This window comes from Nonomuraea sp. NPDC049784 (assembly GCF_040659615.1).
Taxonomy (GTDB): Bacteria; Actinomycetota; Actinomycetes; order Streptosporangiales; family Streptosporangiaceae; genus Nonomuraea.
This window is the reverse complement of sequence record NZ_JBFAMX010000043.1, coordinates 24,303-37,059: the sequence shown is the minus strand read 5'-3', so window position 1 is coordinate 37,059 and position 12,757 is coordinate 24,303. Positions and strand designations below refer to the sequence as shown.

General features: G+C 70.9%; 11 protein-coding genes and 1 pseudogene. 6 read left to right on the top strand and 6 right to left on the bottom strand.

The features are described 5' to 3' along the window. A pseudogene (locus AB0J09_RS13080) lies at nt 1-380 on the top strand (SAM-dependent methyltransferase); the annotation flags it as partial. Between the two features lie 140 nt (nt 381-520). On the opposite strand, the gene AB0J09_RS13075 reads toward AB0J09_RS13080, so the two are convergent. Further along, the gene (locus AB0J09_RS13075) at nt 521-1,165 is read right to left on the bottom strand and encodes a TetR family transcriptional regulator (RefSeq protein WP_360689430.1); all 645 of its coding nucleotides are present in this window, start codon (nt 1,163-1,165) and stop codon (nt 521-523) included. 116 nt (nt 1,166-1,281) lie between these two features. On the opposite strand from AB0J09_RS13075, the gene AB0J09_RS13070 reads away from it, so the two are divergent. The 4 genes from AB0J09_RS13070 to AB0J09_RS13055 are packed head-to-tail and all read left to right on the top strand — an operon-like array spanning nt 1,282 to nt 5,453. After that, complete coding sequence (locus tag AB0J09_RS13070) at nt 1,282-1,779, top strand: 2Fe-2S iron-sulfur cluster-binding protein (RefSeq protein WP_360689432.1); 498 nt, start codon at nt 1,282-1,284, stop codon at nt 1,777-1,779. Further along, nucleotides 1,776-2,753, top strand: coding sequence for a xanthine dehydrogenase family protein subunit M (locus tag AB0J09_RS13065; RefSeq protein WP_360689428.1), 978 nt, complete (start codon nt 1,776-1,778; stop codon nt 2,751-2,753). Before AB0J09_RS13070 ends, AB0J09_RS13065 begins: the two co-directional genes overlap by 4 nt. Further along, complete coding sequence (locus tag AB0J09_RS13060; RefSeq protein WP_360689427.1) at nt 2,746-4,977, top strand: xanthine dehydrogenase family protein molybdopterin-binding subunit; 2,232 nt, start codon at nt 2,746-2,748, stop codon at nt 4,975-4,977. Before AB0J09_RS13065 ends, AB0J09_RS13060 begins: the two co-directional genes overlap by 8 nt. A 17-nt stretch (nt 4,978-4,994) precedes the next feature. Further along, on the top strand, nt 4,995-5,453 hold the full coding sequence (locus AB0J09_RS13055) for a nuclear transport factor 2 family protein (RefSeq protein WP_360689425.1): 459 nt from the start codon (nt 4,995-4,997) through the stop codon (nt 5,451-5,453). Here the strand turns inward: AB0J09_RS13055 and AB0J09_RS13050 are convergent. The 4 genes from AB0J09_RS13050 to AB0J09_RS13035 all read right to left on the bottom strand — a co-directional run bounded on the left by AB0J09_RS13050 (nt 5,446) and on the right by AB0J09_RS13035 (nt 9,555). After that, nucleotides 5,446-6,738 (bottom strand): ArsB/NhaD family transporter, encoded by a 1,293-nt coding sequence (locus AB0J09_RS13050; RefSeq protein ID WP_360689423.1) that lies wholly within the window; start codon nt 6,736-6,738, stop codon nt 5,446-5,448. The genes AB0J09_RS13055 and AB0J09_RS13050 overlap by 8 nt on opposite strands. Nucleotides 6,739-6,900: 162 nt before the next feature. Beyond that, nucleotides 6,901-7,482: a DUF2690 domain-containing protein gene (locus AB0J09_RS13045; RefSeq protein ID WP_360689421.1), complete on the bottom strand. Its 582-nt coding sequence runs from the start codon at nt 7,480-7,482 to the stop codon at nt 6,901-6,903. An 88-nt stretch (nt 7,483-7,570) separates the two neighbouring features. Further along, on the bottom strand, nt 7,571-8,767 hold the full coding sequence (locus AB0J09_RS13040) for a site-2 protease family protein (protein ID WP_360689419.1): 1,197 nt from the start codon (nt 8,765-8,767) through the stop codon (nt 7,571-7,573). 116 nt (nt 8,768-8,883) lie between these two features. Continuing rightward, complete coding sequence (locus AB0J09_RS13035; RefSeq protein WP_360689417.1) at nt 8,884-9,555, bottom strand: winged helix-turn-helix transcriptional regulator; 672 nt, start codon at nt 9,553-9,555, stop codon at nt 8,884-8,886. Between the two features lie 112 nt (nt 9,556-9,667). Between AB0J09_RS13035 and AB0J09_RS13030 the strand changes: the two genes are divergently transcribed. Beyond that, entirely contained in the window at nt 9,668-10,564 is an 897-nt protein-coding gene (locus AB0J09_RS13030) for an SDR family oxidoreductase (RefSeq protein WP_360689415.1), read from the top strand. Here the strand turns inward: AB0J09_RS13030 and AB0J09_RS13025 are convergent. Then, nucleotides 10,551-12,650, bottom strand: coding sequence for a sensor histidine kinase (locus AB0J09_RS13025; RefSeq protein ID WP_360689413.1), 2,100 nt, complete (start codon nt 12,648-12,650; stop codon nt 10,551-10,553). The genes AB0J09_RS13030 and AB0J09_RS13025 overlap by 14 nt on opposite strands. Between the last annotated feature and the right edge of the window lie 107 nt (nt 12,651-12,757).

Sequence of the window (12,757 nt, the reverse complement as noted above, 5' to 3'; positions counted from 1 at the left end):
GGCCCGGCGGGCGGCTTGTCTTCGAGACGCGCGATCCGGCGCAGCGCGTGTGGGAGGAGTGGGCGGAGTGGACGCGCGAGACCACGTACCGCATGACGGACATCCCGGGCGTCGGCCACGTCGAGACCTGGGCCGAGCTGACGGACGTGAGCCTGCCGCTGGTGAGCTTCCGGGGTACGCACGTGTTCGCTGCGGACGGGGACGTACTGACCTCGGAATCGACACTTCGCTTCCGCGAACGTACGGAGATCGAGCGGGACTTGCACGAGCACGGCTTCGTCGTCGAGGAGGTACGCGACGCACCCGACCGGCCGGGCAGGGAGTTCGTGTTCGTGGCGCGGCGCGGTACCGCGGAGCCCGTCCCTCCCGGAATGTCCTAGGGAGCGTGCGCACCACACAGCGCCGAGCAGACGGGACTTTGAAGACACTCCCTGGGCCCAGTTGGTGAAGCGGCGCAGGACGTACTCGACCAGGCCCCCTCTCGAAGCACCGGGCTCCTTCGCCGAGCCGACCGGCGTGCTCAGTCCTCCCTGAGCGCGGGGAGGCCGGCGGCCAGCGCCTTGAGCGCGCGGCTAAGGGTGGGGAGGAAGACGGGACAGGTCGCGGCGATGTCGGGGTCCTGGGCGTACAGCTCGGCGAGGGCCGGCGAGGGGTTCGAGACGGGGTAGAGCACCCCGGCCAGGGCGCTGGCGGCGGAGACCAGCTCCACCCCTTCACTGCCCGTCAAGCCCGTCACCTGGGCGACGCGCGTGCCCAGGTCGGCGATGACGGCCAGGATGGCGCGCTTGAACGTGCGGGCCGCCTCGACGGACACGTTCTGCTCCAGGGAGGTCGAGGCGTGACTGATCAGGTCGCACAGGAGCGGCCGGTCCACGAGCGTCTCCGCGAGTGCCGTCACCGCGTCGTCCGAGACCTCGAGCCGGGCGATGACTGCTGCCGACCACTCCTGCCACTCCTCGGCGGCCAGGATGAGGTAGATCTCCTCGCGAGTCCCGAAATATCGCATGATGTTGGACTTCGCCAGCCCGACGGCCTCCGCGACCGCGCCCAGGCTGACGTTGCGCACCCCGGAGGCGATGGCGAGATCGCGGGCGGCGGCGAGGATCGCCTCGCGCCGCTGCTGCTTGTGCTCCGGCCGCCTGGCCCGGACGAATGCCCTCGTCATGTCACGCTCCAGCATACTGACCAAGCGTTTAGAGAATACCGTTCTCTTGTTAAGGGAACAGCGTTCTGTTAGCGTCGGCCTCCTACAGAGGGAGGAAGCGTGTGACCGAGATACGGATGCGGGTGAACGGCGTGGTCGAGTCCCTCGACATCGACCCGTGGGTGAGCCTGCTCGACGCCCTCCGCGACCACCTGGGGCTGACCAGCCCCAAGAAGGGCTGCGACCAGGGCGCGTGCGGTGCCTGCACGGTCCTCGCGGACGGCGTGCGGATCAACGCCTGCCTGGCTCTGGCCATGCAGTACGCGGACAAGGAGATCACCACGATCGAGGGGATCGCGAAGGACGGCGAGGACACGCACCCGATGCAGCAGGCGTTCGTGCGCCATGACGGGCTCCAGTGCGGCTACTGCACCTCGGGTCAGATCTGCTCGGCCGTCGCCATGCTGGCCGAGCACGCCGCGGGCATGCCCAGTTCCGTCACCCCGTACCGAGGCAGCACAGAGCTGACCGACGACGAGATCCGGGAGCGCATGAGCGGGAACCTGTGCCGCTGCGGCGCCTACAACGGCATCCTCGACGCCATCAGGGACGTCGCCGCCCAGGAGGCGCCATGAGGCCGTTCGCGTACGTGAAACCCCTGGACATCGCGGAGGCCGTGGAAGCGATCGGCCCCGGCGCGAAGTTCCTCGGCGGCGGCACGAACCTGGTCGACCTCATGCGCGAGGGCATCGAACGCCCGGAAACGGTGGTCGACATCACCGGGCTGCCGCTCGACGAGGTGGACGAGCTGCCCGGCGGCGGGCTGCGGATCGGCGCGCTGGTACGCAACAACGCCCTCGCCGCCGACCGAAGGGTCCGTGCCGCCTACCCGGTCCTGTCGCAGGCGATACTCGCCGGAGCCTCGCCCCAGCTGCGCAACATGGCCACCGTGGGCGGCAACCTGCTGCAACGCACCCGCTGCCGCTACTTCTACGACCAGGCGTACGCCTGCAACAAGCGGGAGCCGGGCGCCGGCTGCGACGCGCTCGGCGGGTTCACGCGCGGCCATGCCGTCCTGGGCGTGAGCGAGAGCTGCATCGCCACCCATCCCTCCGACATGTGCGTGGCGCTCGCCGCCCTGGACGCCACGGTCGAGGTCAGGAGCGTACGCGGGACGCGGCGGATCCCGCTGGCGGACTTCCACCTGCTGCCCGGCGACACCCCGGAGGTCGAGACCGCGCTGGCCGCGGACGAGCTGGTCACGGCGGTCGAGCTGCCGCCCGCGCCGGTCGCGGCCAACTCCCGTTACCGGAAGGTGCGCGACCGGGCGTCGTACGCGTTCGCCCTGGTCTCGGTCGCGGCGGCGCTGGAGGTGCGGGACGGGACCGTGACGGCGGCCCGCCTGGCGCTGGGCGGCGTCGCGGCCAAGCCGTGGCGCGCCCACGAGGCGGAGCGGACCCTGGTCGGCGGTCCGGCGACCGAGGAGGCGTTCGGCCGGGCGGCCGAGGCCGAACTGGTGCCCGCGACCGTCCGGCCGGGCAACGCGTTCAAGGTCGAGCTGGCCCGCGCCACGATCGTGGCCACGTTGAGGGAGCTTGCGGATGACTGAGAAGTACGTCGGCCGTCCCGTCGACCGGCTGGACGGCCGGGCCAAGACCACCGGGCAGGCGCGTTTCGCGGCCGAGCACCCGTACCCGGACCTCGCCCACGCCGCGCTCGTGCACGCCACGATCCCCCGAGGCCGCATCACCGCCATCGACACCGAAGCGGCGCGGGCCGTGAAAGGCGTGATCGACGTTCTCACGCACGAGAACGCCCCCGCCATGAAGCCCCCGCCCTCCCAGAGCCTGCTGAATCCCAGCACGATGGTCATCGGGACGTCGGTCAACTACCTGGCCACGGACGAGGTGCACTGGAACGGCCAGCCCGTGGCGGTCGTGGTGGCCGAGTCGCCCGAGGCGGCGCGGCACGCGGCGGACCTGGTGCGGCCCACGTACGAGGAACTGCCCGCCGTGGTGGACTTCGCGGCCGAGGAGCCCAACGCCACCCCGCAGAAGGGCAACGCGATGCAGCCGGCGGCGGACAAAGGGAACGCCGAGGCGGCGCTGGCGGCCGCGTCGGTCTCGGTGGACCTGCGCTTCACCACGCCACCGCACAACCACAACGCGATCGAGCCGCACGCGACGACCGCCGTGTGGGACGGGGACCGCCTGACCGTGCACGAGGGCACGCAGAGCATCGCGTGGCTGCGCAGCCACCTCGCGCAGCGGTTCGGCGTTCCCCAGGGGAACATCCGCGTGCTCTCCCCTTACGTGGGCGGCGGGTTCGGCGGCAAGGGCTCGGTGTGGGCGGGCACGCTGCTCGCCGTGCTGGCCGCCCGGGCCACCAAGCGCCCGGTACGGCTGGCGCTCACCCGGGCGGGCGTCTATCACACGGTCGGCGGCCGGACCCCGAGCACCCAGCGGGTCGCGCTGGGCGCGGACTCCGGCGGGAGGCTGACCGCGCTGATCCACACCAGCGTCGCCAGGACGGGCCGGGTCGGCGGCGGCCCCGAGCAGATCACCGCGGCCTCCCGGCACCTGTACGACTCCCCGAACATCCGCCTGCGCCAGAGCCTCGTCCAGCTCGACCTGGTCTCGAACACGTTCATGCGGGCCCCCGGCGAGTCCATCGGCACGTTCGCCCTGGAATCAGCCGTGGACGAGCTGGCCTGCGAGCTGGGCATGGACCCGATCGAGCTGCGGATGCGCAACGAGCCCGCGCGTAACCCGCTGGACGGCAAGCGGTTCGCGCACCGCATGCTGCGCGAGGCGTATGAGGTGGGGGCGGAGCGGTTCGGGTGGCGCGAGCGCGATCCGCGGCCCGGGTCGATGCGCGACGGGCGGTGGCTGGTCGGCATGGGCGTGGCGTCCGCGTACCACCCGGCGTTCCAGCTCCCGGCGAGCGTCACCGTGCGGCTGGGCGCGGACGGCGGGGTCGTGGTGCGGTGCGGCCTGCACGAGATCGGTGTGGGCGCGGCGACCGCGCAGGCGCAGATCGCCGCGGACGAACTGGGGATGCCGCTGGAGTCGGTACGCGTCGAGATCGGCGACTCCGAGTTGCCCGAGGGCCCGATGGCGGGCGGCTCGGGGCAGACGGCGAGCGTGGCGGCCGGCGTGGTGGAGGCCTGCCGCAAGCTGCGGCGTGCCGCGCTCGATCTGGCGCGGAAGTCGCCGGACTCCCCGTTGCGCGGCGTGACCGCTCCAGAGGCCCGGGACGGCGGGCTCTACCAGGGCTCCCGCGGGGAGACGTACGCGGCGATCCTGACCCGCGCCGGCCGCGACCATCTGGAGGCCGCGGCCGGGATGGGCATGCTCAGGTTCCTGGCGAAGACCGTCCGCGATCGCAGGCGCTGGGTGAAGGCCGCGTCCGGGGCGCAGTTCTGCGAGGTGCGGGTGGACCGGGACACGGGCGAGGTACGGGTGTCGCGCTGGGTGGGCGTGTTCGACGTCGGCACGGTGATCAACGCGAAGACGGTGGCGAGCCAGCTGCGCGGGGGCATCGTGATGGGCATCGGCCTGGCGCTGTCGGAGGAGACGCTGGTCGATCACCGCACCGGGCGGATCGTGAACGCGAGCCTGGCCGAGTACCACGTTCCCGTGCACGCCGACATCCCGCGCATCGACGTGCACTGGCTGGACGAGCCCGACCCGACGATGCCGCTGGGGCTGATCGGGGTGGGTGAGGTGGGCATCACGGGGGTCGGCGCGGCCGTCGCGAACGCCGTGCGCCACGCCACGGGGAAACGGGTCCGTGACCTGCCGATCACGCTCGATAAGCTGCTTCCTCTCTGAGTGCCAAGGAGGCGATCATGTCCCGTCCGCCGGTCCCGCCGTTCACCGAGGAGAGCGCCCGCGTCAAGGTGCAGGCCGCCGAGGACGCCTGGAACACGTGCGACCCCGACAAGGTCGCACTCGCCTACACGGAGGACTCGGTGTGGCGCAACCGCGGCGAGTTCCTGACCGGCCGTGACGAGATCAGGGCCTTCCTGCGCCGCAAGTGGGACAGGGAGCTGGACTACGCCCTGCGCAAGGAGCTGTGGGGCGTGCTCGGCGACCGCATCGCGGTCCGCTTCCAGTACGAGTCACGCGACGTCACCGGGCAGTGGTGGCGCAGCTACGGCAACGAGCAGTGGGAGTTCGACGAGTCGGGGCTGATGCGGCGCAGGGAGGCGAGCATCAACGACGTGCGCATCGAGGAGAGCGAGCGCCGCATCTTCGGCCCGCGCGGTGACGACGAGCGCGGGGTGGACGTGCTGCCCCTCAGGTGAGGTAGCGGAACCACAGATACGGCACCGACAGCGCCACGGTCACGAACGTGACCACCAGCCCGTACTTGGTGAACTGCCAGAAGCTGATCGGGGTGCCGTTGCGGGCGGCGATGCCGAGGATGACGACGTTGGCCGCCGCCCCGACGGCCGTGGCGTTCCCGCCCAGGTCGGCCCCGATGGCCAGCGCCCACCAGAGCACCTTGGCGGGCCCGCTGCCCCCGTTGGCCTGTACGAGGTCGGCCACGATGGGGCTCATGGTGGCGACGTACGGGATGTTGTCGACGACGGCCGACAGCCCGGCCGAGACCCACAGCAGCAACATCGTGGTCAGGCCGAGCTGCCCGTGGGTGACCTGTGCGGCGGCCTTCGAGACCTGGTCGATGACGCCGGTCTCCACCAGTGATCCGACCATGACGAACAGGCCGGCGAAGAACACCAGCGTCGGCCACTCGACCTCGCGGATGGCCTCCTCGGTCGTCACCTTCGTGGTCGCCACCAGCACCCCCGCGCCGAGCAGCGCCACCACGGACGGCGCGTAGTGCAGCACCGGGTGGAGCACGAACGCCGCCATCACCAGGGCCAGCACGGCGAGCGACTGCCACAGGAGCCGGCGGTCGGCGATGGCCTCCCGCTCGTTCAACGCCATGATCTCCGCAGCCCGCTCGGGGTCGTACCGGAACGTGGCCCTGAACAACCACCTGCACAGCCCGATGAACACCACCACCAGCACGACGATCAGCGGCGTCATGTGCACGAGGAAGTCGTTGAAGGTCAGGCCGCCGCGGCTGGCGATGATGATGTTCGGGGGGTCGCCGACCAGCGTGGACGCACCGCCGATGTTGGACGCCATGGCCTCGGCCATCAGGTACGGGGCCACGGGCACCGCCAGCCGCTCGCACACCAGGAACGTCACGGGAGCGATCAGCAGCACGGTGGTCACGTTGTCCAGCAACGCGGAGGCGGACGCAGTGATCACGATCAGCAGCGCCATGAGCCTGAACGGCTGCCCTCTGGCCCGTTTTGCCGCCCAAATCGCCAAATATTCGAATATCCCGGTCTGTTTCAGGACGCCGACGATGACCATCATGCCGAGCAGCAGGAAGATCACATTCCAGTCGATCCCGGTGTGCTCGTCGAAGAACGCCGCACCCGCGTCGGTTGCGTGGATCAGCAGCATGACCCCCGCGCCGCCGAGGGCCGCGGCGACCCGGTGCACCTTCTCGGTGGCGATCAGCGTGTACGCGAAGAGGAACGCGGCCACCGCGACCCAGGCCGTGACGGTCATGAGGCTTTCGGGAACATCGGCGGCGAACTCCTGGGGACGACGGAACGATCGCCGACCAGACTTCCCGGCACACCTGTCAACAACCTATCAAGACGCGCAAAGTTCGCAGCGCCGCCCGGACGGACCCGGGCCTTGCTCCCAGGCGGCCCGGGTCCGTCGGTCTCAGAGGTACTGGGTGCAGATGCCGGCGAGCCGGCCTATGGTCCGACCGGCCGCGCCTCCACCACCCGCGCCTGGCCCCGATGTCCCGGCGCCGTGGTTCTTCGCGGTCTCCACGCAGGCCCTGGCCCGGATCAATCCGTCGGGGGCGAACACCTGGTCGGAGTAGATGATCCCGGTGCCTTCGTCGCCTCCTGAGTATTGAGTGAGCTTCTTGTCCTCGGTGTTCCCCTCGCGCTCGACCCACACGTTGTAGCCGGCACCCTGCCCCGACTTCACGAACCTGGCCCAGTTCACCATGCAGGTCCGCCGCCCGTTGATCATCTCTCCCGGGCCGTAGCGCAGCTCGACGTACCCATCGAAGGCGGCGACCCGCACGAGCCGGCCGTTGTCGCTCGCGATGAAGGCGTTCTTGGTGCAGCCGGTGACCTTCGGGTCGAGGCCGTCGCATGATGTGCGGTAGCAGGGGCCGCCCCGAAGGCCTTTCCCGGGCGGATCCACAGCCCCGCTCGCCCCCGTGACAGGGAACAGGGCCACGGCCAGGGAAAGACCCGCGGCGACCGCCGGCGTTCGGTATAAGTGCATCGGTGCCTCCAAGGAGTGATCTGCGACACCTTCGATTGTCGAAAAATCACTCCGGAGGAGCACGTCGTGTAAAAGCACCACAGCTGCGTCATGCGGCGTCGCGGTGATGGCCGTGGTAGGGCGGGGCTAGGTCAGCGCCCCGTGGCCCCGAGAGCGCGCCGCGCAGGTCGGCCGTCTGGATCGTCCTGCTGATGTCCGTGGGCGTCAGCAGCCCGACCAGCCGCCCGTCCGGATCGAGCACGACCGCCCGCCCGTCGGCACATCCCTGCATCCTGGCCAGCAGGTCGGTCAGCGGCTCATCGGGCCGGGCCTGCGGCACGTCCTGCGGCGGGCAGGCGATGTCCGCGAGCCGTACGGTGTCGCGCAGCTCCTGCTTCACCTGGCGGATCCGGTTGAGCGTCACCAGGCCGCGGAAGGACCCGTCCGCGCCCACCAGCGGATATGTGGACAGCCGGTGCCGCAGGACCACCCGCTCGATGAGCCCGGACACGGTCTCGTCCGGCGAGGCGACCACGGGGTGCCCCGACATCGCGTCCGCGACGCGGATCCCGTGCAGGGCGCTGCCCAGCCGGGTCTGCTGCTCCTCGGCGGTGGCGGCGTTCACCAGGAAGAGGCCGATCAGCGCCAGCCACAGCCCGTCGAAGCTGCGCCCGGTCGCTACCTGCACGAACCCCAGCACAATGAGCGCGTACCCGAACCAGCGTCCGGCCCGTGCGGCGACGATCGCCGCCCGCGCCCGCTCGTGCCAGCGCATCCACAGGATCGCCCGCAGCACTCGTCCGCCGTCCAGCGGCGCCGCCGGGATCAGGTTGAACACGGCGAGCAGCACGTTCACCCCGGCCAGGTACGCGAACACCCCGGCCGCCAGCGACACGCCCGGGACCAGCCCCGAGATCAGCCACGCCACCGCCCCGAACACCAGCCCGGCGAGCAGGCTCGTCGCGGGGCCCACGACCGCGATCTTCAGATCCGCGCCGGGCGTGCGCGGTTCACCGCGGAGCTCCGCCACCCCGCCGAGCAGCCAGAGCGTGATCCGCGACACCTCGACGCCCTCCCGCCGCGCCATGATCGCGTGCGCCAGCTCGTGGGCGAGCAGCGAGGCCATGAACAGCACGGCCGCCACCAGCCCTGCCACCAGGTAGACGACCAGGGGGTGGCCGGGGAAGACCACGGGGAACCGCCCGAAGGCCAGCCCGAACACCAGGATCGCGACGATGACCAGAACGCTGATGTTGAGCCCCACCTGCACGCCCCCGATGCGGCCCAACGGGATCGATGAACGCATCTCGCCTCCCCGGGGATCGACTTACGCACCCCATGGCCAACTGCCCGAACAGGCACGTTTCAGGCCAGCTCAGGCGTCAAACCCAAGCGCAACGCGCGGGCGTCATGAGCGAATGCTCATGTCTGCGGCGCCTCGGCCGTTTCCGGCCTGGGGAAGGAGCCGAGCAGGCGCTCGACCGCGGTCACATCACCGGACACGGCCAGGTCGCCGGCGTGTACGGCCTCCTCCAGAGCACGCTTCCTGGTCAGCACGGCGGCGAACGTCCTGGTGTCGGTGGTGATGGTCACGTCCGGCGCCGAGGGTTCGCCGCGGGTGATGTCGATGTGGCCGTCAGCGACGCGCACGGTGACGTGGTCGTCGCCGAAGACCAGCACGTAGGTCGCGGCCAGGCCACCGGCGGCCGCCGGGTCGAAGTCCCCGTGGAGCGCCAGCATGAGGGCGTCGACGCTGATGTCGGCCTCGAGGTCTCGGAACGGGGAGTGCCGGCCCCAGCGGCCGAGGTGGACGAGGACCGGCTGGAGCTGCCGTCCCCAGTCGGTCAGCTCGTACACCCAGGATCGAGCCGGCGGGCCGAGCTTGCGGCGGCGGACGATGCCGGTCTCCTCGAGCTCGCGCAGCCGCTGTGACAGACGGTTGGGGCCGGCGTTCGGGAGCCCGTTCCGCAGGTCGCTGAAGCGCTTGGGGCCGAGCAGCAGCTCGCGTACGACCAGCAGAGCCCAGCGCTCGCCCACCAGGTCAAGGGCGTGGGCGGCGGCGCAGGCATCGCCGTAGGTCCGCATGCTTCCCATGGCGCCGAGTCTAACCGAGCCTCGTTCCAAGTTGGATGCATCTAGTTCCCTTATTGTACTAAGAGGTACTTGTATGTAACCTTCAATCATTCCCGAACAGAAAGAAGGAGCGATGATCCTCGTCACAGGAGCGAACGGACGCCCCGGATCGGCCGTTGTCCGCGAGTTCGCACGACACGGCACACCGGTCCGCGCACTCGTGCGGAACCCGAAGAAGGCCGACGATCTGCGGGCACTGCCGGGCGTCGACGTGGTACACGGCGACATGCTCTGGCCCGAGACGCTGGAGTCCGCGCTGGCCGGGGTGGACCGCGTATTGATGATCAGCAACGCCGGCCCGGAGATGCTGGAGACCCAGTGCACGTTCATCGACGCGGCGACCAGGGCCGGAGTAGGTCACATCGTGAAGTTCTCCGGCAAGGACTCGGTCGAAGGATTCGACAATGAGAAGTTCCGCTCCTCCCGGAGCCACGAGCAGATCCAGCGGTACCTGTTCGCCTCCGGTACGCCGTGGACCGTGCTCCAGCCGAGCCAGTTCATGCAGGTGTACTTCGAGGAGGTGCCGGACATCGTCCGCTCCGGCGAGCTTCGCCTGCCGCTCGGTGACACGACGATGGCCCCGATCGACATCGACGACATCGCCGAAATCGCCTACGCCGTGCTCACCACACCCGGTCACGAAGGCAGGACGTACGCGATGACCGGCCCCGAGGCCCTCACCATGGCTGAGGTCGCCGGCCACATCTCCGACGCCATCGGCCGACCGGTCCGCTACCGCGACGTGACCTCCGAGGACAAGCAGCGGGCCTGGTTGGAGGCCGGGTACCCGCCGCCGCGCGCGAGCGCGTTCGCGCAGCTCTTCCAGGAGCGGAGCCGGCTGGGCCGCTCGACCGTCGACCTGACCACCCACGAGCACTTCGGAATCGAACCGACCACCTTCGCGGAGTTCGCTCGTCGCAACGCCGACGTCTTCCGCGGCGCCACCGACTACAGCGTCACTCCCGCCTGACGGGAGCCTCCTCGGCGTACAGGCCGTCGAAGCGGCTCTCGCCGGCGTCCAGGGGTGCGGTCAGCAGCGGGAGCATGACCTCCACGCGTGTGCCGGCGCCGGGTTCGCCGGCGACCACGCAGATCCCGCCCAGCTCGGCCGCCCGCTCGCGCATCGACCCGAGCCCCACGCCCGAACGATGCTCCTCGGGCAGCCCCTTGCCGTCGTCGGCGATCAGCACGCGCAGCACCGACCGCTCCCGCTGCAGGACGATCCTGGTGGTGGTGGCCTGGGCGTGCCGCCGGACGTTGGTGAGGGCCTCCTGGACGATCCGGTAGACCGCCACCTCGACGGCCGCGGGCAGCTCCGACACGTCCCCCTCCACCTCGACCTCGGCGGGTGGCGAGGATTGCCCGGCCAGCTCGCCCACCGCGCGGACCAGCCCCAGGTCGTCGAGCGCGGGCGGGCGCAGGCCGTACACGAGCTCGCGGATGTCCCCCGTGACGGCGCCCATGCCCGTGTGCAGCTCGCGCAGCAGCTCGTCGGCCGCCTCCGGGGACTTCTTCAGGCTGAGCCTGGCCATGTTGATGGTCATCGCCATGGCCGAGAGGGTCTGGCCGAGCCCGTCGTGCAGGTCGCGGCGCAGGCGGCGGCGCTCCTCCTCCCTGGTCGTCAGGATGCGCTCCCTGGAACGTTGCAGGTCCGCCGCCATCCGCACCGCGTGCGCCACGTCCGCCGCGTACGGCGAGAGCGTGGCCAGCACCCGCTCGTTGTGCGCGGTGGGGAAGCGGCGCGGGCCCGGCGGCCCGACGAGCAGGCGGCCGACGCGCTCTCCGTGCCAGATCAGCGGCACCTCGCGGACGTCCGTGCCCACCCGGCCGCTCTCGACGTAGCGGGGCTCGCCGTCGGCCACCTCCACGGCCACACCCTCGACCGCCAGCCCGTCGCGCAGAACGCTCACCACCGAGGTCAGCGCCTTGGCCGGGTCGCCGCGCCGCACCGCCTGGGTCAGGCGCTCCGCCAGCACGCCGGGGTCGCCGACGGCCCCGTACAGGAGCCGGTCCACGGCCCGCTGCAACGCGCGCCGCAGTGGCTGGAAGAACGCGCCCGCGAACAGCGCGGCGGCGACCCCGGCGACCTGGCCGTAGCCGGAGACGAACAGGCTCGACAGCGCCCCGGCGCCGAAGTAGACCGCGCTGACCACGGCCACCACCCCGGCGGCCACGAACGCCCGGCTGATCACCGTGTCGATCCCGTAGAGCCGGTAGCGCATCACCGAGAACGCCATGGCGACCGGGATCAGCGCCGCCCAGCCGATCGAGGCCCACGTGAACTCGGGCAGGAACGCGGCCACGACCAGGAACACGATGTAGCCGGAGAACGCCAGCAGCGGCCAGCCGATCTGCCGCCTGGTGACGGAGTCCGCGTGCCGTAACCGCACCGCCAGCGACAGCGCCGCCAGCGCCATGGAGACGTAGATGCCCGTCCAGGCGATCATCGAGACCGTCTCGGCGTACGGGGCGAGCGCGGGAACCTGCAGCGGGTTCGGAATGGCCCGCGGGAACGGCGTCGTGGCCGGTGGCACGCGGAGCACGGAGCGCAGGAAGTCGGTCGTGATCGAGGCGACGCCCAGCACCAGTGCCAGCCGCCAGCGAGGAGAGGGCAGGCGGCCGTCGGGCGAGTACAGCGGCAGGACCATCGTGAGCGTCACGCCGCACACCGCCCACCCGAGCTGGGCCGGCAGGCGCATGTAGCCCCCGAGAACGAGATCTCCGCCGGCGGCGGCGCGGAACATCAGCGCTTGGGCGAGATCGCTGATCCCGGCCGCGAGACCGCCTGCGCACATGAGCCACGCCAGGTTCAGCCGGGGACGGTTGAACAGGAGGAACGCGCCCACCGCGGGAAACGTCAGGCCGGCGGCCGTCTGCGGGCTCACCGTCCTCGCGGGCGTCCACTCGGCGGGCAACCCGGCCCAGATCGCCAGCGCGACCACGATGAGCAGCGGCGACAGCACCGCCATGGCGACGGCGGCGGCCCGCACGCCCGCCACTCTCCCGGTCCTGGACGCCTCCGCGTCACCGGCGGTCTCGGCGAATCCCCCAGCCATTCCCCTCGCCCTGCCCTCCGATGCCAGAGCACGCCTCCCGTTGAAGAGGATTATGACCGCATTATCGGGATAAACGTGCCAAGCGTTTCGGAGACCCGTGGAGACCC

What these genes read in the sequence shown, in the direction of transcription:
- AB0J09_RS13075 (WP_360689430.1), bottom strand. Translation starts at nt 1,165, where the DNA reads ATGACGAGGGCATTCGTCCGGGCCAGGCGGCCGGAGCACAAGCAGCAG.
- AB0J09_RS13070 (WP_360689432.1), top strand. Translation starts at nt 1,282, where the DNA reads ATGCGGGTGAACGGCGTGGTCGAGTCCCTCGACATCGACCCGTGGGTG.
- AB0J09_RS13065 (WP_360689428.1), top strand. Translation starts at nt 1,776, where the DNA reads ATGAGGCCGTTCGCGTACGTGAAACCCCTGGACATCGCGGAGGCCGTG.
- AB0J09_RS13060 (WP_360689427.1), top strand. Translation starts at nt 2,746, where the DNA reads ATGACTGAGAAGTACGTCGGCCGTCCCGTCGACCGGCTGGACGGCCGG.
- AB0J09_RS13055 (WP_360689425.1), top strand. Translation starts at nt 4,995, where the DNA reads ATGTCCCGTCCGCCGGTCCCGCCGTTCACCGAGGAGAGCGCCCGCGTC.
- AB0J09_RS13050 (WP_360689423.1), bottom strand. Translation starts at nt 6,738, where the DNA reads ATGACCGTCACGGCCTGGGTCGCGGTGGCCGCGTTCCTCTTCGCGTAC.
- AB0J09_RS13045 (WP_360689421.1), bottom strand. Translation starts at nt 7,482, where the DNA reads ATGCACTTATACCGAACGCCGGCGGTCGCCGCGGGTCTTTCCCTGGCC.
- AB0J09_RS13040 (WP_360689419.1), bottom strand. Translation starts at nt 8,767, where the DNA reads ATGCGTTCATCGATCCCGTTGGGCCGCATCGGGGGCGTGCAGGTGGGG.
- AB0J09_RS13035 (WP_360689417.1), bottom strand. Translation starts at nt 9,555, where the DNA reads ATGGGAAGCATGCGGACCTACGGCGATGCCTGCGCCGCCGCCCACGCC.
- AB0J09_RS13030 (WP_360689415.1), top strand. Translation starts at nt 9,668, where the DNA reads ATGATCCTCGTCACAGGAGCGAACGGACGCCCCGGATCGGCCGTTGTC.
- AB0J09_RS13025 (WP_360689413.1), bottom strand. Translation starts at nt 12,650, where the DNA reads ATGGCTGGGGGATTCGCCGAGACCGCCGGTGACGCGGAGGCGTCCAGG.